This is a genomic window from Nonomuraea muscovyensis (genome assembly GCF_014207745.1).
GTDB classification, from domain to species: domain Bacteria; phylum Actinomycetota; class Actinomycetes; order Streptosporangiales; family Streptosporangiaceae; genus Nonomuraea; species Nonomuraea muscovyensis.
This window is the reverse complement of sequence record NZ_JACHJB010000002.1, coordinates 2,177,242-2,199,234: the sequence shown is the minus strand read 5'-3', so window position 1 is coordinate 2,199,234 and position 21,993 is coordinate 2,177,242. Positions and strand designations below refer to the sequence as shown.

Here is a 21,993-nt window from a genome sequence, read left to right as displayed (position 1 = left end):
GGCGTCCGGCGGGCCGTCAGGCTGACGGCGACAGGGCGGCGTCCAGAAGGAGGGAGCCGGCGCCGAGCAGGGCGGCGTCGCGGCCGGCGCGGGCCGGGGCGATCTCCAGGTCGCGGGTGGCCAGCGGCAGGCACCGCTCGTACACCGCCGCCCGGATCGAGGTGATGAGCGGCTCGGCGGGCGACAGGCTGCCGCCGACCGCCACCACGTCCGGGTTGAAGAAGTTGACCAGCACGGTGAGCACCTCGCCGATGCGCCGCCCGGCGGTGCGGACCATGCTGGTGGCCTCCGGGACGGCGTCGTTGACCAGGCCGACGATGTCGGAGGTGTGGGCCACGATGATGCCCGCGTCGGTCAGGGCCGTGGCCAGCGCGGCGCCGCTGGCGTAGGCCTCCAGGCAGTCGTGGTGGCCGCAGGCGCAGATGACGGAGGAGTCGGACAGGACGCGCACGTGGCTGATGTCGCCCGCCGCGCCGCGCCCCCGGTGCAGGCGGCCGTTGACGATCACGCCGCAGCCGATGCCGGTGCCGACCTTGAGCACCATGAGATTCTCCCGGCCGGGCCACGAGCGGGCCTCGCCCGCGGCCATCAGGTTGGCGTCGTTCTCCACGAGGATCGGCAGGTCGTAGCGGGCGCGCAGATGCTCGGCCACCGGGAACTCGTTCCACCCGGGCATGCGCGACGGCGTGACGACCCGCAGCGTCGCCGGGTCCACCGGACCCGGGATGCCGGTGCCGACCCCGCGCAGCGGCACGGTGGCCGGCACGTGCTCCTCCAACAGCCGGTCGAACGCCTCCGCCATCAGGTCGAGCGTGGCCTCCGGGCCGTCGGTGATCTCGCACGGTCGTTCCTCGACCACCAGGGGAGCGCCGCTGAGGTCGAGCAGACCGAGGCGGATGTGGTGGGCGCCGAGGTCGGCGACGGCCAGCACGCCGGCCGTCGGGGCCAGGGACAGCCGCCGGGGCCGGCGCCCGCCGCGGGAGGCGCCCGAGCCCTCCTCGGCCAGCAGCCCCGCCTCTATCAGCTCCTCCACCCGCAGCGAGACGCTGGAGGCGGCCAGCCCCGACAGACGGGACAGGTCGGCGCGCGACGCCGCCCTGCCGGTGGCGACGAGCCGTAACAGGTCCCCCTGCGCACCCTGCACGGGCAGTCGCTGCTTCATGTGAAGTGAATACCATCAATCGACTTCGGCCAACAACGTATTGACTTACTACGAAATCTACCATTACGGTCCGCTTTGTCTTCGACATCGAAGGAAGTGGATGTGCATGAAGAAGATGATCGCGGTCGTCGCCGTCGCCCTCTTAGGGCTGGCTGCCTGCGGGGAGGCCGACAACGCCGCCGTCCCCGGCCCGTCGAAGACCGGTAAGGACGTCATCGGCCAGGCCCCCGCCGCCGCCGCCTCCGACATCCTGCCCGGCTCCACCATGGAGAAGATCAAGAGCCGGGGCGAGCTCATCGTCGGGGGCTCCCTCGACGCGCCCCTGCTCTCCCAGCAGAACCCCGCCACCGGCGAGGTCGAGGGCTTCGACGCGACCATGGGCAAGGCGCTGGCCAAGTACATCATCGGCGAGCCCAAGGTGAAGATCGTCAACTCGGCGTCGGAGACCCGCGAGGCCCTGCTGGCCAACGGGACCGTGGACGTCGTGTTCCAGACCTACACGATCACCGAGGAGCGGGCCAAGCAGGTCGCGTTCGCCGGCCCGTACTACACCTCGGGCCTGACGATCGCCGTCAAGCAGGGCACCTCCGGCATCACCAAACCGGAGGACCTGAACGGCAAGAAGGTGATCGCGGGAGCCAACACCCCGGCCATCCCAGCGATCAAGAAGCTGGCACCCCAGGCTGAGATCGTCACCTTCGGCAGCGACCCCGAGTGCCTCCAGGCGCTCAAGCAGGACCGCGGCGTCGCCTACGTCCAGGACGAGACCCTGCTGATCGCCGCCGCCCAGAAGGACACGGCGATCCAGATCGTCACCAAGCCGTTCACCGTCGACCCGTACGGGATCGGGCTCAAGCACGGGGACGACCAGATGAAGAAGTTCGTCAACGACTGGCTCGGCAAGATCCAGGCGGACGGCACCTGGCAGCAGATCTGGAAGGACTCCATCGGCACGGTCGTCCAGGGCGACGCACCCCAGCCGCCGAAGATCGGCTCCGTGCCGGGGTCCTGATGTCCGTTCTCCTCGATCACCTGCCCGAGCTGTGGCAGGGCCTGGTCGTGACACTCCAGCTCACCGCCGCGTCGTTCCTCGGCGCGGCGGTGCTGGGCGTCATCGTCACGGCCCTGCGGGTCAGCCCCGTACGGGTGCTGCGCGCCATCGGCACCGCCTACGTCGAGACTTTCCAGAACCTGCCGCTGCTGGTGCTGCTCGTGCTGGCCTTCTTCGGCCTGCCGGAGATCGGCGTCAAGGCCGAGCCGCTGACGACCGCCATCGTGGTCGTCAGCGTGTACGAGGCCGCCTACGTCGGCGAGGCGCTGCGCTCGGGCGTCAACTCGGTGTCCAAGGGGCAGGGCGAGGCGGCTCGCGCCATCGGCCTGACGTTCACCCAGTCGCTGCGGCACGTCATCCTGCCGCAGGCGCTGCGCACGGTGGTGCAGCCCCTCGGCAACATCGCCATCGCGCTCATCATGAACACCGCGCTCGCGGGCGCCGTCAGCATCGTCGAGCTGACCACCGCGGCCAAGAACGTCAACCTCGTCGAGGCCCAGCCCATCCCCATCTTCGTCGGCGCCGGCATCGCCTACGCGCTGCTCGCCGCCCTCGTGGGCCTCGTGACCGGACGGCTGGAAAGGCGGCTGGTGATCCTGCGATGAGCACCGTCCTGTTCGACGAGCCGGGGCCGAAGGCGCGCCGCCGCATCCGCGTCGCCACCGTACTCGGCACCCTCGCCGTCGTCGCCCTCGCCGTCCTCGCCGTGCGGCAGTTCGCCGCGGGCGGCCAGCTCGACGCCGACCGGTGGCAGCCGTACGCCACCTGGCCCATGTGGCGCTACCTGCTGACCGGCCTCGGCTCCACCGCCCTGGCCGCCGTCGTGTCGGCCGCCCTGTCCATGGCGTTCGGCCTCGTGCTCGCGCTCGGCCGGCTGTCGCCGCGCCGCTGGGTGCGCGGGCCCGCCGCCTGCTACGTCGAGGTGGTCCGCGTCATCCCGGCGCTGCTGCTGGTGTACGTGGTGCTGTTCGCACTGCCGCGCTACGGGCTGGACCTGCCGCTGTTCTGGAAGCTGGTGGTGCCGCTCACCCTGTCCAACGCGGCCGCCTTCGCCGAGATCTTCCGCGCCGGCATCCTGTCGATCGAACGCGGCCAGACCGAGGCGGGCCTGGCCATCGGGCTGACCCGCTGGCGCACCATGCGCCTCATCGTGCTGCCCCAGGCCGCCCGCCGGGTGCTGCCGTCGATCGTCAGCCAGTCGGTCGGGCTCCTCAAGGACACCTCCCTCGGCTACGTCGTCAGCTACGGCGAGCTGCTCTTCAGCTCCAAGGTGCTGGCCAACTACAACGGGCTGCTCATCCAGACCTACATCGTCGTCGCCGCCGTCTATCTCGCCGTCAACATGTCGCTGTCCAAGCTGGCCCGCACGCTGGAAGCCCGCCAGCGCGCCGGCCGGGCCCTTTCCGGAAGGAGCTCCGCCCGTGCCTGAGCACGCCGTACTCGCCGAGGTCGTGCGCTCGGGGTTCACCGAGAGCGTCCACTACGGCGCAGCCGTCGGCCTCGGCCCGTCGGGCCGCGCCGAGGTGGCGCTCGGCCCGGTGGACGCGCCCGTGCTGCCCCGCTCGTCGGGCAAGCCGCTGCAGGCGCTCGCCTGCCTCGTCGCCGGCGCCGCCCTGGCGGGTCCGCGCCTGGCGATCGCCGCCGGCAGCCACACCGGCGAGGACTTCCACGTGCGGCTCGTGGCCGAGCTGCTGGCCGACTACGGGCTCGGCTTCGACGCGCTGGGCTGCCCGCCGTCCTGGCCGGAGGACCAGCCGGCCGCGCACGCGCTGATCCGGCAGGGCCACGGCCCCTCGCGCGAACGGATGAACTGCTCCGGCAAGCACGCGGCCATGCTGGCGGCCTGCGTCGCCAACGGCTGGGACGTGCCCTCCTACCTGGCCTGCGACCATCCCCTGCAGCAGCGGGTGCGGGCCGTGACCGAGGAGCTCGCCGGGGAGAAGGCCGCCCACGTGGCCGTGGACGGCTGCGGCACGCCGCTGTTCGGGCTCTCGCTCACCGGCCTCGCACGGACCGTGCGGGCGCTCGTGCTCGCCCCGGCCGGCAGCGGGCCGCGCCAGGTCGCCGACGCCATGCGCCGGCACCCCGAGTACGTCGGAGGCACCGGCCACCAGAACACCGACCTCATGCGGGCCCTGCCCGGGGCCGTCGCCAAGGGCGGCGCCGAGGGCGTGTTCGTCGTGGCGCTGGAGTCGGGGCACGCGGCCGCCGTCAAGGTGATCGACGGCAGCCCCCGCGCCACCACCGTCATCGCGCTGGCCGTGCTGCGCCTGATGGGATGCGACGTGTCGGGGGCCGAGGCGTTCGAGACGGTGGAGGTGCTGGGCGGCGGCGTGCCGGTCGGCCGGATCGTCACGCCGCTCCGCAGCCCTCGGTGAGACCCCGGGCGGCGCCCTTCGGCTTCGGCGACTTCGTGCCGGAGGGCGTCGCCCCGGGCGTCGCGGTCGCGGTGGCCTTGCGCGTCGTCGTCGGTGCCGACGTCGGTGAGGTCGCGGTGGGGGAGGGAGCGGCCGTGGCCGCCCGCGCCCGCGGCGTCCTGGAGTCGCGGATCGCCTCCTTGGTGATCTCCCGGATCCGGTCCCAGTCGGGGTAGCCGGTGTTGATCAGTGGGGGCACGAACTGCACGCTCGTCACCTCGGCGTTCTTGACCTTCAGCGCGAGCGGCACGAGATGCTCCAGCATGTCCCGCGGGATGTCGGTCCTGATCAGCTCCTTGGTGGCCAGCGCCACCTGGTGGAACCGGGTCAGCACCGTCGCCGGGTCCGCCTGCTCCAGAAGCGCGCCGATCACGCAGCGCTGGCGGCGCATCCGGGTGAAGTCATCGCTGAACGTGCGCGAGCGGGCGTACCACATCGCGTCGGCGCCCTTCAGCCGGCGCGTGCCCGCCTTGACAAGGCCCTCGTTGTACCGGCCGAACACCACGTCCTGCTCCACGTGCAGCCGCACCCCGCCGATCGCGTCGATCAGCCGGGCGAAGCCCCACATGTTCACCAGGGCATACCAGTCGATCTTGAGGCCGAGCGTGTAGCCGATCGTGTCCACCAGCACCTTCGGGCCCTGGCGCTGCCGGCCGCCGAAGATCTCCGGGTGCGCGTCGGCGTACTCCCAGACGCTGTTGAGCAGGTCGCTGCGTCCGCCGCCGGGGTCGGGCGGCAGCCGGAACCCGTTCGGGAAGTGCTCGGCCATCGGCGTGCCCGGCCGGAAGCGCACGTCCTCCAGGTTGCGCGGCAGGCTGAACAGCACCGTGGCGCCCGTCCTCGCGTCCACGCTGGCCACGTTCATGCTGTCGGTGCGCACGCCGGCCCGGTGGTCGTCGGCGTCGCCGCCGAGCAGCAGGATGTTGACCCGCTCACGGCCCGCCCACGGATCCTCGGGCCGGACGCTCGCCTGCGCGCTCGGGCCCGCGACCGGCGTGTCGAAGATGTCGTTCAGCGTCTGCCGCGAGGTCCACACGGTCTGCGCCGCGAACGCGAACGGCAGCACCACCACCACCGCGAGCAGCCCGGCGAGGGTGCCCGTCAGGATCTGCCCGGCCTGCGACAGGCCGCCCGGCTGCAGCACCACGAACGAGTGCACCACCAGCGCGAACCAGACCAGCCCCAGCACGGCCGAACCGACGGTGATCGCCGTCAGCCACGAGTTCCGCGTCAGCGCGCCCACCAGACCGTCGTTCAGCAACGCCACCGCGAGCAGCGCGACCAGACCGGCCAGGTAGCCGCCCAACAGGACGAGACCGGTCCGGCGCCACCCCATGCGCAGATGCGCCGCCCCGGGCGCCACCGCCGACAACGCCAGCCAGCCGAGAACCGCCCCGGCGCCCACCGGTTTCCTTGCCTGCGTCACGCCATCCCCGTTCCCCGCGAACCACACCGTAGGCCGAATCGAGGCGGCAGCCTACGCAACTCATCCGAACTCTGCCGTAGAGGTGAGTGAACATCACATGGCGGCCCGCGAAGGCGCGCCGCGAGGTCACATTGAACCGCCCCGGGCGGCACCGCGCCCACACCTTTGCCATCCACGTGCCGTGCGCCGTGCGGCGGCGCATGGTCCTTTATCGTGTCTTGCATGTACGAGACCACCGTCCTGCACCTGCCCCCCGACTTCGAGGGCGAGGTCGTCGCCACACTCCTCTCCCGGCGGGCCGGATCCCGCAGGGCGGTCCTCTACCTGCACGGCTTCACCGACTACTTCTTCCAGGACCACCTCGCGGCCCACTACGTCGAGCGCGGCATCGACTTCTACGCCCTCGACCTGCGCAAGTACGGCAGATCGCTGCTGCTCCACCAGACCAGGGGCCTCATCCGCAGCGTGACCGACTACTTCCCCGAGATCGACGAGGCCGTCCGCCTCATCCGGCGCGACCACGACGAGCTGACGCTGAACGCCCACTCCACCGGCGGCCTGATCGCCCCGCTGTGGGCCGACCGGGTCCGTGGGCGCGGCCTCGTCCAGGGCCTGGTGCTCAACAGCCCGTTCTTCGACCTCAACGTGCCCACCCCGCTCCGGCTGGCCGCCGACCTGCTGAAGACCCCGCTCTCCTACACCCGCCGGCCCCTGCCGCTCGGCATCAGCACCGTCTACGGCCAGACCCTGCACCGCGCCCACCACGGCGAGTGGGACTACGACCTGGAGCTCAAGCCCCTCGGCGGCTTCTCCGTGCACGCCATGTGGCTGGCCGCCATCCGCCGGGCGCAGCGGCGGCTGCACGCCGGGCTCGCGATCGACGCGCCGGTGCTCGTGCTCGCCTCCGCCAGGGGCCTGCGCGTGCGCGACTTCGTGCCGGAGGCGGCTTCGGCCGACATCGTGCTGGACCCCCGGCACATCGCCCGCTGGTCGACCGCGCTCGGCCCGCACGTCACCTGCGTACGGGTGCCGGACGGCGTGCACGACCTGGTGCTGTCGGCCGAGCCGGTCCGCAAGCAGGTCTTCGCCGAGATCGACCGCTGGACGGCCGCGTACGTCAACCCGCGCCAGGGGCCTTACCAGGGGCCTCACCAGGGGAACGAGAACAACCCGTAGTAGGCCGCCGCGACCAGCAGCAACCCGGTGCCGCCCAGCCCGCCCGCGATCACCACGTGCTGCCAGCGGGTCGGCTGCATGCCCTCACGCAGCGCCGCCACGACCGCCGCCACCGCGGTGACCTCCTGCACGAGCATCAGCACCGCCAGCACCCGCACGACGAGCCAGCCGGCCAGCACGGCGGGCCAGGCCCCGGCCTGGTTCACCGAGAACAGCACCAGCACCGTGATGAAGGCCACCACCGACAGCAGCAGCCCCAGCCCGGTCCACGCCATCCGGCCCAGCCGGCGCCTGATCGGCGGCCACAGCCGCATGTCGATCTCCGGCGTGTGCCGGCCGCCGCGCATCCGTACCAGCACGGCCGCGACCGGGCCCGCGACGTAGCCGACGGCGGCCAGGCAGATCGTCAGCCCCAGCATCGTGCCGCCCGCGTACCACGGGGCCGCCGGCACGTCGCTCGCCTCGAAACGCTGGACCGGCGTGGCGCCCGCCAGGTGCACGCCCGGCACGCCCGCGCCCGGCAGCCCCTTGATCCAGTTGGTCAGCGTCTCCAGGTAACCGGCCGTGAACGGGCCCCCGTTGACCCGCATCGCGTGGTCGCCGTCGGCCAGGAAACGGATCGTGTACCGGTTGTTGCCCGCCTCCCGCAGGGCCGTGGTCAGCGCCCGGGTCGACTCGACGAACGGGATGGACGGGTCCGTCGTGCCGTACAGGGCCAGGACCGGCTGCGTGACCCGGCTCAGCGCCGGCATCGCGTCGTGGCGCAGGAAGTCGAACCCCACCGCGCCCATGGCCCGCGTCAGCAGGTCGCGCACCCCGACCGGGGCGCGCAGGCGCAGCAACTGCTCGTTCAGCGCCCACGCCACCTGCCGGAGCGGCGAGACGTTCGGCGAGGAGACCAGCACCACGAACTTCACGGCCGTGCTCCTGGCCGCCGCGATCGGCACCACCCAGCCGCCCTCGCTCACCCCCCACACGCCGATGCGCTCCGGGTCCACGTCGGGCCGGGTCGACAGGTAGGAGACCATGCGCAGCACGTCGTCGGCCAGCAGCCCGAAGTCGCGGTCGCGGAAGTTGTAGCCGGCCGTCCGCTTGTCGTAGGCGAGCGTCACCACCCCCGCCCTCGCCAGGAACTCCGCCTGCGGGGTGAACTCCTCACGCGAGCCGTTGCCCGACCCCGACACGAACACCATCGCCGGACGCCGCCCCGGCGACAACGGCGCTCGGACCGTTCCCTCCAGGACCTGCCCCTCGGCCTCGACCGAGACGTCCTGCAGGCCGATCGGCTCGGCCGCGACCACCGGCCGCAGTTCGTCCGCGGGCTGCGCGGGGATCGACCGGAACGCCGCGTCGACGCGCAGCGGCGGCGGGTCGAACGCCGGCGGGAGCACGTAGCCGACAGACGCCAGAGCCACCAGCACCAAGCCGGCAGCGACGCTCAAGGTGCCACGGCCGGTGCGCATTGGCCTCCCCATGTGCGTTGGTTTGCCCGCCGATCACCCAGGCTACTCCCGACGCGTGTTGCGGACGGGACCGCATTTGTCAGTGAGAACTGTTAGCTTCCTGCGACATGCGGATCCTGCACACCTCCGACTGGCACCTCGGCCGCTCGTTTCACCGGGAGAGCCTGATCGAGGCGCAGGCGGCGTTCGTCGACCACCTGGTCGAGACGGTGCGGTCCGAGCGCGTCGACGTGGTCGCGGTCGCGGGCGACCTCTACGACCGGGCGCTGCCGCCCGTCGACGCGGTGGCCGTGTGCAACGACGCGCTGCGCCGGCTGACCGCCGCCGGCGCCAGAATCGTGATCATCAGCGGCAACCACGACTCGGCGCGCCGGCTCGGGTTCGGCGCCGACCTGTTCGACGCGGCCGGGGTCCACCTGCGCACCGACCCGTCGCGGGCCTGGGAGCCCGTCGTGATCGACGGCGTCGCCTTCTACGGCATCCCCTACCTCGAACCCGAGCTGGTCCGCGCCGCCTGGGAGCTGCCCGAGCGCAGCCACAGCGCCGCGCTGGCCCACGCCATGTCCCTCGTCCGCGCCGACGCGGCCCGCCACCGCGCGTCCGTCGTCCTCGCCCACGCCTTCGTCACCGGCGGGCAGGCCAGTGACAGCGAGCGCGACATCAGCGTCGGCGGCGTGGCCCACGTGCCGCTGCCGGCGTTCGACGGCGTCGGCTACGTCGCGCTCGGCCACCTGCACGGCCGCCAGCGCATGGCCGAGACGGTCCGCTACTCCGGCTCCCCGCTCGCCTACTCCTTCTCCGAGGCGGGCCACGTCAAGGGGTCGTGGCTGGTGACGCTCGACTCGGCCGTCGAGTCGGTCGAGTTCGTGCCGGCGCCGGTGCCCCGGCCCGTCGGCGTGCTGCGCGGGCCCATCGACGACCTGCTCACCTCACCCGTCCACGCCCGCTACGAGGACCACTGGTTGCAGGTGGTCCTCACCGACCCGGTCCGCCCCAAGTCCGCCATGGACCGGCTGCGCGCCCGCTTCCCGCACACGCTGGCGCTGTCCTTCGCCCCCGTCGGCGCCGTCCCCGCCGCGCGGCAGGTGCGGCTGAGCGGCCGGCCCGAGGCCGACGTGGCACTCGACTTCGTCCGCGAGGTACGCGGTGAGGCCGCCGCCCCCGAGGAGGAGGAGCTGCTGAGACGGGCGATCGAGGCGGCCCGCGCCAAGGAGGCGATGGCGTAGATGCGGCCCCACCGGCTGACTCTCACGGCGTTCGGCTCCTTCCCCGGCACCGAGGCCGTCGACTTCGACGCGCTGGCCGAGGCCGGCCTGTTCCTGGTGCACGGACCCACCGGCGCGGGCAAGACGACCGTCCTCGACGCGCTCTGCTTCGCCCTCTACGGCCAGGTGCCCGGCCAGCGCAACAGCGCCCGCGCGCTGCGCTGCGACCACGCCCCGCCGTCCACCGGCCCGTCCGTCACGCTGGAGGTGTCGATCCGCGGCCGCACCCTGCGCATCCGCCGGTCACCGTCCTGGCAGCGGCCCAAGCTGCGCGGCACCGGTTTCACCGAGGAGAAGGCCAAGGTCGTCGTCGAGGAGCGCTCCGGCGACGGCTGGCAGGCGCTCACCACCAGGTCCGACGAGGCGGGCGACCTCGTCGGCGGGCTGCTCGGCATGAACGCCGACCAGTTCTGCCAGGTGGCCATGCTGCCCCAGGGCGACTTCGCCCGCTTCCTGCGCGCCGACGGCGACGACCGCCGCAGACTGCTGGAGCGGCTGTTCACCGTCAAGGTGTTCACGCAGACGGAGTCGTGGCTGGCCGAGCACCGCAAGCAGGTATGGCGGGAGCAGTCGGAGCTGCGGCAGCAGGTGGACTTCGCCGTCCAACGGGTGGAGGAGGCGGCCGGCCCCGACCTCCTGACCACCCTCACCACCACCCCACCGCACGCCGCCCCACCCCCCACGCCTCTCCCCGCACCCGCCGCCTCCGGGACAGACGCGGCTGGGACGGTCACCCCCGGGAGGGTCACCCCTGGGATGGTCACCCCCGGGATGGTCACCCCTGGGAGGGTCACCCTCGAAACCGCCGCCTCTGGGACGGTCACCGCATCCACGTCCGCGGTCGACGCCGCTGACCCGATCACCCCTGACGCCGACCCTCTGCGGTGGGCCGGTGCCCTGCTCGACGCGGCCCGCGCCGTCGTCGCCCGGACGACGAGCCTGCACGCGGAGGCGGAGGAGGCGCTGCGCCGGGCGCGTTCCCGTTTCGAGCAGGCGTCCGCGCTGGCCGACCGCCAGCGCCGCCACGCCGAGGCGCTGACCCGGCGCCGCACTCTCGACGAGCGCGCCGACGAACGCGCAGACCTCCAGGCCGTCCTCGACGAGGCCGCCCGCGCGGACCGGGTCCTGCCGCTCGTCACGGCGGCCCGCCAGCGCGCGGAGGCCGCCTCCAAGGCCCGCGCCCTCGCCGCCGACGCCGTGGCTCGCGCCCGTCCCCTCCTTGCGCCGCCCCCCACGCCGCGGGCCCAGACCCCGCCCGGACCGCCGCCGCCCCGTCACCGCTCCCTGCCGGCCGGGGCCGTCGATGGCGCGTCGCCGGAGCCGTCGCCCGATGGAGCGTTCACGGCCGGGGAGGCGGATCCGGAGCGGCTCGCCGTCATGGAACGCCGGCGCCAGGCCGAGATCGCCCGCCTGTCCGAGCTGCTCACCGAGGAGGCACGCCTCCTGGTGGTCCGCAGGGACCTGGGCCGCGCCGAGGAGGAGCTGATCGAGCTGGCCGGCCAGGAGGAGGCGGCGACCGCCCGCCTGGCCGCGCTCCCGGCCCTCATCGCGCACGCCGAGGCCGAGCTGGCCCGGGCCCGCCTCGACGCGGCGCGGATCCCCGCGGCCGAGGCCGTACGTTCGGCCGCCGCCGAGCTGATCGGCGTGGACCGCGAGCTGGCCCGTTCGGAGCGGGAGCTCGACGAGCTGACGCGGCGCGAAGCCGAGCTGTCCGCCACGGAGGCCGAGCTGCCCGGCCGGCTCGCCGACGCCCAGGCACGCCTGGCCGAGGTCCGGGCGGAGGCGGCGGCGGTCCCGGCGGCGGCATCGGCACTCGACGCCGCCAGGGCCGTCCGCGACGCCGCCCACCGCCGCGACGCGCTCGCCGCCGAGCTGGAGACGGCCGCCACCACCCACCAGGCACTCGTGGACCGCGCCCAGAGCCTGCGCGAACGCTGGCTGGACATCCGCCAGGCCCGCGTCGACGGCATGGCCGCCGAACTGGCGCGCGACCTGTCCGACGGCGCGCCCTGCGCGGTGTGCGGCTCCCACGACCACCCCCACCCCGCCTCACCGGCCCCCAGCGCCCCCTCACCCGACGACGAACGAGCCGCCGAGCACGCCCACGAGTCCGCCCTGGCCGAACGCGAGGCGGCCGAGCGCGCCCTGGCCGCCCTCGATTCCCGCCACGCCGGCGCGGTCGAGGCGACGGGCGGCCTCGACACGGGGGCCGCCGAGGCCGCCCTCGAACACGCCCGGCAGGAGCTCGCCCGACTGGAGGCCGTCGCCGCCGCCGAGCCCGCGCTGACCGCCGACGTGGAGCGCATCGAGGTCGAACGCGAGCATGTCCGGGACCGGGCCCGCGAGGTGGGGGAGACCCTCGCCGCCCACCGCGCCCACCGCACCCACCTCCAGCGCGAGCGCACCCGCCTAGCCACCCACCTCACCCACAGCGACCTCCCCCTCCCGGCGGGCGATTCCCCCCTCCCAGCGGGCGGCTCCCCCCTTCCAGCCCCCCGCCTCGCGCACGGCTCCCCGCTGCACGGCTCGCCTTCCGGGAAGGGCTCCCCGCCTTCGGGCCCTCTCTCTCAGGCTCCGGATCCGCGCGTCGAGCGGGTGGAGCCGGAGGTCTCCCCCGATGCGGCGATCCCGCCGGAGACGGGGGCGGCCGTGCTGGAGGCGGCCGAGCGGGAGGTCGCCAGACTGCGCAGGTCCGCCGCGGCCGAGCCCGTGCTGGCGGCCGAGGCGGCACGGCTCACCCGCGAACGGACGGCGCTGGAGGAGCAGGCCCGGCGGGTCACCGCGCGGCTGGCCGCGTGCCGTACCCGGCAGGAGGAGCTCAGCGGCGACGCCGGGCGGTTGACCGCGCGGCTCGACAGCGCCCGGGGCGACGACGCGACGCTGACCGCGCGCCTGTCGAGACTGAACGACGAGGCGGAGCTGCTGCGCGACGCCCTGGAGGCCACCCAGCGAGCCGGCGCGGCCGAAGAGGAGCGGGCCAAGGCGGAGGATGCGGCCGAGCAGGCGGCGGCGGACGCCGGTTTCGCGGACGCGGCCGAGGCCGCCGACGCCGCCAGGACCCCCGCCGAGCAGGACGGCAAGGCGGAGCTGCTGCGCGGGCTGGACGCCGAGCACGCCGCCGTGACCGGCATGCTGCGTGATCCCGAGCTGGTGGCCGCCGCCGCCGAGCCGGCGCCCGATCTGGAGGCGATGCGGGCGGAGCGTGACGAGGCGGAGCGGACCCACACGGCCCTGGCGTCGGCACGCGACAGGGCGGCGGCCAGGGAACGGCGGCTGCGCGAGCTCCACGACGAGCTGGCGGCATGCCTCGACCGCTGGCGTCCCGCCGCCGAACTGCACCGCCTCGCCGAGCGCATCGCCGCCCTGGCCAGCGGCACGTCGAGCGACAACCAGTGGAGCATGAGCCTGTCGTCGTTCGTGCTGGGCGAACGGCTCCGGCAGGTGGTCGACGCGGCCAACGAACGTCTCGACCACATGTCGGCCGGCCGCTACCTGCTCCAGCACGACCTGCGCAAGACGGCGGGGTCGCGGGGCCGTTCGGGCGGCGGGCTGGGGCTGCGGATCAGCGACGGGTGGACCGGCGTCGACCGCGACCCCGCGACGTTGTCCGGCGGGGAGAGCTTCATCACCTCCCTCGCACTGGCCCTCGGCCTGGCGGACGTGGTGACGGCCGAGGCGGGTGGGGCCGAGATCGGCACGCTGTTCGTGGACGAGGGTTTCGGCACTCTCGACGAGGACACGCTCGACGGCGTCCTCGACATCCTCGACGGCCTGCGCGACGGCGGGCGCGCGGTCGGCATCATCAGCCACGTCCCCGAACTGCGCTCCCGCATCCCGGCCCAGCTCAAGGTCACCAAGTCGCGCACCGGCTCCACCCTCGCCATCCTCGGCACCGACTGAGGCCCTGCCCGCACGGCCGGGGTGGAGGAGTCCGGTCAGATGGGGGGGTTACCACCGCGGATCAGCACGGAGTTCACGTCGGACGTCGCTGGACGGCGATCCCGGGCAGGATCACGCCGATCTCGAAGGTCTCCATGACCCCGCTGTGCGACCTCAAGCGCGGATGAGGTCAAGCTCACGCGCCGACCCTGGGCCGCCAGTCCAGGTCGTGGGTGTAGAGCCAGGCCGTCGCCCTGCCGAAGAAGTGGCGGAAGAAGACGGGCATGACCAGGTCGCGTGTCCAGCGGCCCAGCGGGCCCGCCGTCTTGGCGTCGCGGTTGGCCAGGGCCGCCTTCACCATCCTGGCCACGCGGAGGCGCCGCGCCCGTTCGTAGCCGGCCAGCGCGGCCGGGACCGAGGCCGCCCGCTCCAGCTCGCGGGCGAGCACCACGGCGTCCTCCAGCGCCATGGACGCGCCCTGTCCGGCGCCGACCGGGTGGGCGGCGTCGCCGACGAGCACGGTCCGGTCGTCGTGCCAGACCGGCACCGCGTCCAGGACGTGACCCAGCGTGGGGCGGTGGAGGCCGGTCGAGGCCGCCATGATCTCGCGGGGCAGCCGTTCGTGCCGGTAGACCTCCGCCAGCCCCTCCAGTCGCACGTCCGCGAGGTCCGGGGGAGCGGGGTCGGCCACCTGCGCCGACCACCACACGGCCCCGTCCGGCGCGGGGAGGTAGAGGAAGGCGCCGCCCCGGGCGAAGACCATGTTGAAGACCCCGGGTTCCAGGTCCAGGCCCTCGGCGACGCCGGACACGTGGTAGAGCCCGGCATAGCGCGGCACGGGCGCGGCCGGGTCGAGGACCCGCCGGGTGGCCGACCAGAGGCCGTCGGCGCCGACCAGCAGATCCGCGGTGACGGCGCCGCCGTCCTCGAACCGCACCCGCACGCCGCCGGCGCCCGTGTCAGGAGTCGCGCCCGTCACGCGGGTGCCGGTGACGACGCGTGCCCCCGACCGCAGGGCCTGCTCGCGCAGCACCCGCACCAGGTCGGCCCGCATGAGCGTGACGCTGTGCAACGCGTCGCCGGACGACCGGCCACGGGGCACGTCCCCGAGGAGCCTGCCCGAGCCCGACCACATCCGCTGCCTCGGCACGGCGAACCCGGCCCGCCGCACCTCCTCCAGGCAGCCGAGCGGTTCCAGCGCCCGGAGCCCGTTGACGGCCACGCTGAGGAACGAGCCGACCGGACCCGCCGGATCCTCGTACGCCTCGTGGACCGTGACCTCCGCGCCGACCCGGCGCAGCGCGATGGCGGTGGCGGCCCCCGCGACCCCGCCGCCCGCGACGATGACCTTCATACTGAATCACCTTTCACTGAATCAATATTCGGCGAATCGCGGTTCAGTATGATGTCCGTGACAGAGGGAGGTCAAGGCATGGGTGTGCGCAAGGCGCGGGCGGCCGAGACGGAGGCGGCGCTGAAGGACGCCGCCAGGAGGCTGTTCGCCGAACGCGGCTACCTCAACACGAAGATCGGCGACATCACGGCCGCCGCCGGGCGGGCCACGGGCTCGTTCTACGACCACTTCGCCGGCAAGGAGGAGCTCCTCCAGGCGCTGCTGGCCGACATGAACGCCCAGGCCGACGCCGAGCTCGCAGCGGGCGGGCGGCCGGCCGACCACGGCCACGAGCACGACCTGACCGACCCCGCCCAGCTACGCGAGCACCTCGCCATCGCCTGGCACGTCTTCCGTGACCACCTGCCGGTGATGGTGGCGCTGATGCAGTCGTCGATGGCCGCGCCGCCGGAGTCCGGGGAGCTGTGGCGCCGGCTGGAGGACGAGACGGCCACCTTCCGCGACCACCTGGAGCACCTGCGCGAGCGGGGCCACCGGCTCCCGGGCGACCCGCGACTGGTCGCCGCCGCCATGGGGGCGATGCTCTCCACGCTCGGCTACGCCGTCCTGACGGCGGGCGCGCACGGCCCCGGCCACCGCGACGACGACGTCATCGACACCCTCACCGAGCTCCTGCTCCACGGGCTCGCCGGACCACCGCGCGGAGACCGCGACGGGTCCTGACGTGACGGGTCCTCTAGGGGGTCGCAGCGGTGGCGGACAGCAGGGCGGCGGCCGCCCTCTCGGTCTCGGGCGGAGCGGTCGCGATGACGGACCCGAGGGTGTCGCAGGCGGCCTCCAGGTCGCGGATGGCCGCCGTGAGCCGGTCACGCTCGCGGAGCAGGTCCACGAGAAGCTCGGGGCAGTCGGCGATGAGCCGGTCGCCGTCGCTGCCCATGCAGGGCAGCAGGTCGGCGATGGTGGTCGTGTGCAGGCCGGCGGCGAGGAGGGTGCGGATGTGCCTGACGGTCGCGACATCCGACTCGTCGTACTCGCGGTAGCCGCTGGCCAGCCGGCTGGGCCGCAGCAGGCCCTGCTCCTCGTAGTAGCGCAGCGACCGCTGGCTGACCCCGGTGCGTCTGTGCAACTCTCCGATACGCATGCGGCCGCCCTTCAGAGGTTGACTCTCACATTAATGTGAGACTTTACCGTTCCCTTCATGACGAACCTGACAAGCCGGTCGACGCCGGCCGCCGCGACCGCCGGGCCGCGCCAATGGGCCGGGCTCGCGGTCCTCGCTCTGCCGACCCTGCTGCTGGCCATGGACGTGACGGTGCTCTACCTGGCGTTGCCCCATCTGGCGGCGGACCTGCGGCCGACGGGTGCGCAACTGTTGTGGATCACCGACGTCTACGGGTTCCTGATCGCCGGATGCCTGGTGGCGATGGGGACGCTCGGCGACCGCCTCGGCCGCCGCCGGCTGCTGACGGCCGGGGCCGTGGCGTTCGCCGCCGCCTCGGTGGTCGCCGCCTACGCGCCCAGCGCCGAGGCGCTGATCGCGGCGCGTGGACTGCTGGGCGTGGCCGGGGCCACGTTGATGCCGTCGACCCTGGCCCTGATCAGTGACATGTTCCGGTCGCCCGGCCAGCGGGCGACCGCGATCGGGATCTGGGCGGCGTGCCTGTCGGGCGGGGTCGCCCTGGGGCCGGTGGTCGGCGGGGCCCTGCTGGAGTGGTTCTGGTGGGGGTCGGTGTTCCTGATCGCGGTCCCGGTCATGGCGCTGCTGGCGGTGGCCGCGCCGGTCATGCTCCCGGAGCACCGCGCAGGCACGGCCGGTCGGGTGGACCGGACGAGCGTGGTGCTGTCGATCGCGGCCATGCTGGCGATCGTCTACGGCATCAAGGGGATCTCGCACGGGGGCGGCCTGCCGCAGGGGCTGCTCGCCATCGCGCTCGGCGCCGCCGCGGGCGCGGTCTTCTGGCGGCGGCAGCGCCGGCTCGCCGACCCCCTGCTGGACGTGGGCCTCTTCCGGCGGAAGGTCTTCAGCGTCACCCTGGTCGTGCTGTTCGCCACGCTCGCCGTCACCGCCGGCACGTACCTGTTCGCCACCCGCTACCTCCAGCAGGTCGAGGGCCTGTCCCCGCTGGCGGCGGGCCTGTGGCTGGTGCCCTCGGCCGTGGCCATGATCGTCACCTCGACCGCGGCCCCGGCGCTGGCGCGGCGGCTGCCGGTACGACACGTGATCGCCGGGTCCCTGGCAGTCTCGGCGGCCGGCTTCCTGATGCTCGCGCTGCTCGACCGGACCTCCGGCCTGCCGCTCCTGGTCACCGGTCTGGTGGTCGTCTATGTCGGTCAAGGGCCGATGCTGGCGCTGGGCACCGACCTGGTCGTCGGCTCCGCCCCGCCCGAGCGGGCGGGCTCGGCGTCCGCCGTCTCCGAGACGGGCACGGAGCTGGGGCTGGCCTTCGGCGTGGCCGTCCTGGGCAGCATCGGCACCGTGGCGTACCGCGCGGCGGATCCCGTCGCCGGATCGCCGGGCCTCGCCCCCGCCGTGACCGAGGCCGTCCGTGACTCCGTCGAGGCCGCCGTCACCGCCGCCGCCCAGCTCACACCCCCTGTGGCCGCCCGGCTGCTCGACGGGGCGCGGGAGGCGTTCGTCGGCTCCTTCACCGTCGTCGCCGGCATCGCCGCCGTGGTCGCCCTCGCTCTGGCCGTGCTGTCCACGGCGGCGCTGCGGCCCCCGCCCGCAGCGGAGGACGAAGGCGCCCGGCCCTGAGGACGGCCGGTTCGGGGGTGGGGCACGGGCACACCCCCACACCGGCCGTCCGGGCTACTTGCCGACCCCCTCCGTCAGGCCGCGCAGGAACTGCCGCTGCCCCACCAGGAACAGCAGGATCGTCGGCAGGGCCGCCATGGTCAGGCCCGCCAGCACCACCGGCCAGTCCGTCAGCAGCCGGCTCTGCATGGCCACCAGCCCGACCGGCAACGTCTTCAACGACTCGTCACTGATGAACACCAGCGCGAACGCGAACTCGTTCCACGCGAACAGCGCCTGCAACAGCGCCGCCGACACCAGGATCGGACGGCACATCGGCAGGATCACCCGCCAGAAGATCTGCGTCCGCGTGGCCCCGTCGATGGTGGCAGCCTCGTCCACCGCCCGCGGCAGCTCGATCATGTACGCCCGGATGAGGAAGATCGTGAACGGGATCCGGAAGGCCGTGTACAGCACGATCAGCGCCCAGTGCGTGTCGAACAGCCCGATCGACGTCAGCAGCCGGAACAGCGGGATCAGCGCCACCGTCGGCGACAGCAGCAGCCCGCCCAGCACCAGCAGCGCCACCGCGTTGCCGAACGGCAGCCGCAGCCGGCACAACCCGTACGCCGCCCACGCGCTGATCAGCGTGGTGGCCACGATCGACGCCCCGGTGACGATCACGCTGTTGCCGAAGTAGCGGACGACACCCAGGTCCCAGGCGCGGGCGTAGTTCTCCCAGCGCAGCTCGCCGGGCGGCGCCCACGGCTGGTTGAAGATCTCCTGGTTGTCCTTGAACCCGCTGAGCACCATCCACAGCACCGGATACAGCATCGCCACGGCGAACGCCCCGAGCAGGCTCCACCCCAGCAGCCGCCCCGCCAACGCCCGCACGCCCAGCGAGGCGCGGGCCGTGCCGCCGTGCGAGGCCGCCGGCCGCTCCATCGAGGATCCCAGTGCGATCATGCGTCGTACCTCCGGCGGCGCGAGACGGCCAGTTGCAGGGCCGCGATGGCGAACGTGATGACGAAGATCACCGTGGCCACGGTCGCGGCGTAGCCCATGTCGTCCTCGAAGAAGGCCTTGCGGTACAGCCACGTCCCCAGCACCTGGCTGGAGTTGTCGGGCCCGCCGGCCGTCATCACCATGACCTCGTTGAACACCAGGAACGCCCCCGAGATCGTGAGGATGACGATCAGCGTGGTCATCTCGCGCACCATCGGCAGGGTGATGGAGAAGAACATGCGCACCGCGCCGCTCCCGTCCACCCTGGCCGCCTCGTAGTACTCCCGGGGGATGCGCTGGATGGCCACCACGAACAGCACGGCGGTGTAGCCGACCGACTGCCACTGGCTCATCGCGATGACGCTCCAGATGGCCGAGGACTCCTCGCCCAGCCACGCCCGGCCCAGGTGGCCGAGGCCGACGGCGTCGAGCGCCGCGTTCACCAGGCCGTAGCGGGGGTTGTAGAGGAACGAGAACAGCACGCCGACCACGGTGATCGACATGGCCGCCGGGATGAAGTACAGCGTCCGCAGCAGCCCGCGCATCCGCTTGCCGACGAGCTCCTCCAGCAGCGCGGCCAGCACCAGCGACAGCCCCGCCTGGAACACCAGCGACACCACGGCGTAGGCGGTGTTGTTGAGCAGTGCCCGCCAGAACACCGGGTCGGCGAACGTCTCGGCGTAGTTGTCCAGGCCCACGAAGCGCGGCTCGGGCGAGAAGGCGTTCCAGGAGAAGAAGCTCAGCCGCAGGTTGTCCACGATCGGGTAGTAGACGAACACCAGCAGCAGGGCGACGGCGGGCAGCACCCACAGCCACGTGCGCCAGCGTGTCAGCAGGGTGCCCATGGTGTCAGCCGACCTCCTTCTTCGCCTTCGCGGCCGCCGCGCGCACGCCCTCCATCACCTGCTCGGGCGTGCGGGACCCGGACAGCATCCCCTCGACCCCGGACAGGTAGGCGCTCGCGACCTCCGCGTGCGTCACGGTGTCCAGCCAGATCGCGAAGCTCGTGGCCTTGTCGATGTCGGTCAGGGCGTCGGTGAGCTGCGGGTAGGCGTTGCCGGCGGTGGCCGAGTCCTTGACCGGGCTGAGCCAGCCGATGTCCTTGGTGATCGCCGCCGCGTTCTCCTTGCTGGACAGGAACTTCAGGAAGTCCACCGCGAGCCCCGCGTTCTGGCTCCGGGCATTGACCAGGAACCCGTCGGGGGCGCCCGTCAGCGCGGTCGCGTCGCCTGCCGCCCCCGCCGGGACCGGCAGGCGGAAGAAGCTCCACTCGATGGCAGGCTCGGCCTTGGTGAACACGTCGAACTCGACCGTCTCGACGTAGTGCATGCCCGCCTTGCCCGCCAGGAACTGCGCCTGCGCGGTCTCGTGCGACAGCCCGTTGGCGTCCTTGGTGCCGCAGCGCGCCACCAGATCCTTGAACCGCTGGAGCGCCGTGACGTACCCGGGGTCGGTGAAGGCGCCGGTCGCCGGGTTGTAGTCGTCCTCCAGCGTCCTGGCCGGCACGCCGTAGGCGTTGAGCTGGGTGATGTAGTGGATCGCCGCCCAGCCGTACTGGTTGCCGAACGCGATCGGCTGGACACCCGCCGCCTTCAGCTTGTCGCAGGCCGACAGCAGGTCCTCGAACGAGGCCGGCGGCGTGACGCCCGCCTTGTCCAGGACGGTCTTGTTGTAGACCATGTACTTGCCGTCGAGGTTGATCGGCATGCCGTAGTTCTTGCCGCCGTACTCGAACGCCTTGAGCGCGGCGGGCGCGAACGTCGAGCCCCACGGCGTGCCCGGCCCGATGACGCCGGTCAGGTCGGCCGCCAGCCCGGCCCGCACGAACTTGTTCGCGAAGTCGCCGGCCCACGAGAAGTAGATGTCGGGCAGGTCGCGCGAGGCGCTCAGCACGCGGATCTTGTCCTTGTACGGCTGGTCGCCGACCTGTTCGAGCTTGACGTCCACCTTCGGGTTGGCCGCCTCGTAGGCCGCGACGACCTTCTCGAAGTACGGGGCGTACTCGGGGTCGGCGAACTTGGTGACCATCGTCAGCGTGCCCGCCTTCTCCTTGGGCGCCGACAGGTCGGCCGTGGCGGCGGGCGCCGTGCCGGACCCGCCGCCGCAACCGGCGGCCGCGACCAGGACGGTGACGAGGGAGAGCGCGCTCCAGCGGGGCTTGGTCATGCTGACTCCTTGGTGCTGCTGTGCAGGGGTGCCTCGTGCCCGAATGCGCCGTAGGAGGTGCAGGCACGAGAGGCGTAGGAGGTGGCCGCCGCGATGAGGTCCGGGAGGTCCTCGTCGCGGACGAGGCCGACGAGCAGTCGGGCGATGAACGCGTCGCCGGCCCCGAGCGTGTCGACCACGCTGACGGGTTCGGCGGGCGCCCAGGCGGCATCGTCACCGCAGACCAGCACGGCTCCGGCCGAGCCGAGCGTGACGGCCACGGTGGCCGGGCCGAGCTCCTGCACCCGCCGCGCCAGCGCGACCGCCCGATCGCGCGAGCCGGAGGGAGCGGAGACGACGGCGACGCCGGCGTGGTGCGCGTGCGCGGCGACGTAGCCCCAGGGGCGTTCGGAGAAGTCGAAGGACAGCCGCCTCGCGCTCGCCGCCAGGTCCGCGAGCTGGTCCTCCATGAACGAGCACTCACCGGTGTGGACGAGGTCGGCCTCGGCGATCCGGTCGAGGTCGGCGTGGGACAGCCGGAAACGCGAGACGCCCGCGTCGCCGCCGGTGAAGCGGCGCTCGCCGTCGACGAGGCGGACGGTGGCGGTGGCGTTCGGGCCGTCGACGGTGCGCGTCAGCGACACGTCCACGTCCTCGGCGGCGAGCGCGCCGCGCACCACGCGCCCCGCCGCGTCGGTGCCCAGCGCGCCGAGGTAGCCGGATTCGGCGCCCAGCCGGCGGGCGTGGACGGCGACGTTGAGGGCGTTCCCGCCGGGGTACATGACGCCGAGGTCGGGATAGCAGTCGACGACGTTGTCCCCGACGGCCACCAGGCGTGGTTTCACACGGGCTCCTGTGACTGGGAAGGTTCTCACTCACTTGGGTGAGAACGTTCTCAATCCGCGGGACCCGTGTC

General features: G+C 73.2%; 18 protein-coding genes. 9 read left to right on the top strand and 9 right to left on the bottom strand.

The genetic code is table 11. The features are described 5' to 3' along the window. Positions 1–16 precede the first annotated feature (16 nt). Positions 17–1,162: an ROK family transcriptional regulator gene (locus tag FHU36_RS26970; RefSeq protein WP_221496593.1), complete on the bottom strand. Its 1,146-nt coding sequence runs from the start codon at positions 1,160–1,162 to the stop codon at positions 17–19. Between the two features lie 106 nt (positions 1,163–1,268). Between FHU36_RS26970 and FHU36_RS26965 the strand changes: the two genes are divergently transcribed. The 4 genes from FHU36_RS26965 to FHU36_RS26950 are packed head-to-tail and all read left to right on the top strand — an operon-like array spanning position 1,269 to position 4,591. Next, on the top strand, positions 1,269–2,174 hold the full coding sequence (locus FHU36_RS26965) for a glutamate ABC transporter substrate-binding protein (protein ID WP_246502581.1): 906 nt from the start codon (positions 1,269–1,271) through the stop codon (positions 2,172–2,174). After that, positions 2,174–2,818 (top strand): amino acid ABC transporter permease, encoded by a 645-nt coding sequence (locus tag FHU36_RS26960; protein ID WP_185086603.1) that lies wholly within the window; start codon positions 2,174–2,176, stop codon positions 2,816–2,818. The genes FHU36_RS26965 and FHU36_RS26960 overlap by 1 nt, the downstream gene beginning before the upstream one ends. After that, entirely contained in the window at positions 2,815–3,642 is an 828-nt protein-coding gene (locus tag FHU36_RS26955) for an amino acid ABC transporter permease (protein ID WP_185086602.1), read from the top strand. The genes FHU36_RS26960 and FHU36_RS26955 overlap by 4 nt, the downstream gene beginning before the upstream one ends. Further along, a complete protein-coding gene (locus tag FHU36_RS26950; protein WP_185086601.1) occupies positions 3,635–4,591 on the top strand; it encodes an asparaginase in 957 nt (318 codons plus the stop codon). Before FHU36_RS26955 ends, FHU36_RS26950 begins: the two co-directional genes overlap by 8 nt. Here FHU36_RS26950 and FHU36_RS26945 read toward each other — a convergent pair. After that, entirely contained in the window at positions 4,566–6,056 is a 1,491-nt protein-coding gene (locus FHU36_RS26945; protein WP_312891848.1) for an LCP family protein, read from the bottom strand. The genes FHU36_RS26950 and FHU36_RS26945 overlap by 26 nt on opposite strands. A 222-nt stretch (positions 6,057–6,278) precedes the next feature. On the opposite strand from FHU36_RS26945, the gene FHU36_RS26940 reads away from it, so the two are divergent. Beyond that, positions 6,279–7,232, top strand: a complete 954-nt coding sequence (locus FHU36_RS26940) for an alpha/beta hydrolase (RefSeq protein WP_185086600.1) — start codon at positions 6,279–6,281, stop codon at positions 7,230–7,232. Here FHU36_RS26940 and FHU36_RS26935 read toward each other — a convergent pair. After that, complete coding sequence (locus FHU36_RS26935; RefSeq protein ID WP_185086599.1) at positions 7,205–8,695, bottom strand: alpha/beta hydrolase family protein; 1,491 nt, start codon at positions 8,693–8,695, stop codon at positions 7,205–7,207. The two genes, FHU36_RS26940 and FHU36_RS26935, sit on opposite strands and share 28 nt — an antisense overlap. A gap of 107 nt (positions 8,696–8,802) precedes the next feature. Here FHU36_RS26935 and FHU36_RS26930 point away from each other — a divergent pair, with 107 nt between their 5' ends. After that, entirely contained in the window at positions 8,803–9,921 is a 1,119-nt protein-coding gene (locus FHU36_RS26930; RefSeq protein WP_185086598.1) for an exonuclease SbcCD subunit D, read from the top strand. After that, complete coding sequence (locus FHU36_RS26925) at positions 9,922–13,860, top strand: AAA family ATPase (protein WP_185086597.1); 3,939 nt, start codon at positions 9,922–9,924, stop codon at positions 13,858–13,860. A 175-nt stretch (positions 13,861–14,035) separates the two neighbouring features. Here the strand turns inward: FHU36_RS26925 and FHU36_RS26920 are convergent, their stop codons facing one another. Continuing rightward, positions 14,036–15,193: an FAD-dependent oxidoreductase gene (locus FHU36_RS26920; RefSeq protein ID WP_185086596.1), complete on the bottom strand. Its 1,158-nt coding sequence runs from the start codon at positions 15,191–15,193 to the stop codon at positions 14,036–14,038. Positions 15,194–15,271: 78 nt separating this feature from the next. Here FHU36_RS26920 and FHU36_RS26915 point away from each other — a divergent pair, with 78 nt between their 5' ends. After that, positions 15,272–15,916 carry a TetR/AcrR family transcriptional regulator gene (locus FHU36_RS26915; RefSeq protein WP_185086595.1) on the top strand — a complete coding sequence of 215 codons (645 nt, stop codon included), beginning with the start codon at positions 15,272–15,274 and terminating at the stop codon, positions 15,914–15,916. Between the two features lie 13 nt (positions 15,917–15,929). Here the strand turns inward: FHU36_RS26915 and FHU36_RS26910 are convergent, their stop codons facing one another. After that, on the bottom strand, positions 15,930–16,334 hold the full coding sequence (locus tag FHU36_RS26910; protein WP_185086594.1) for a MerR family transcriptional regulator: 405 nt from the start codon (positions 16,332–16,334) through the stop codon (positions 15,930–15,932). A gap of 57 nt (positions 16,335–16,391) precedes the next feature. On the opposite strand from FHU36_RS26910, the gene FHU36_RS26905 reads away from it, so the two are divergent. Further along, positions 16,392–17,948 carry an MFS transporter gene (locus FHU36_RS26905; protein ID WP_185086593.1) on the top strand — a complete coding sequence of 519 codons (1,557 nt, stop codon included), beginning with the start codon at positions 16,392–16,394 and terminating at the stop codon, positions 17,946–17,948. Positions 17,949–18,002: 54 nt separating this feature from the next. Here FHU36_RS26905 and FHU36_RS26900 read toward each other — a convergent pair whose 3' ends face one another. Genes FHU36_RS26900 through FHU36_RS26885 form a run of 4 tightly spaced genes read right to left on the bottom strand, consistent with a single transcriptional unit; the run spans position 18,003 to position 21,922 of the window. Further along, entirely contained in the window at positions 18,003–18,893 is an 891-nt protein-coding gene (locus FHU36_RS26900) for a carbohydrate ABC transporter permease (RefSeq protein ID WP_221496591.1), read from the bottom strand. Beyond that, on the bottom strand, positions 18,890–19,777 hold the full coding sequence (locus FHU36_RS26895) for a carbohydrate ABC transporter permease (RefSeq protein ID WP_185086592.1): 888 nt from the start codon (positions 19,775–19,777) through the stop codon (positions 18,890–18,892). The genes FHU36_RS26900 and FHU36_RS26895 overlap by 4 nt, the downstream gene beginning before the upstream one ends. Before the next feature lie 4 nt (positions 19,778–19,781). Beyond that, positions 19,782–21,098, bottom strand: coding sequence for an ABC transporter substrate-binding protein (locus FHU36_RS26890; protein ID WP_185086591.1), 1,317 nt, complete (start codon positions 21,096–21,098; stop codon positions 19,782–19,784). Continuing rightward, a complete protein-coding gene (locus FHU36_RS26885) occupies positions 21,095–21,922 on the bottom strand; it encodes a PfkB family carbohydrate kinase (RefSeq protein ID WP_185086590.1) in 828 nt (275 codons plus the stop codon). Before FHU36_RS26885 ends, FHU36_RS26890 begins: the two co-directional genes overlap by 4 nt. Between the last annotated feature and the right edge of the window lie 71 nt (positions 21,923–21,993).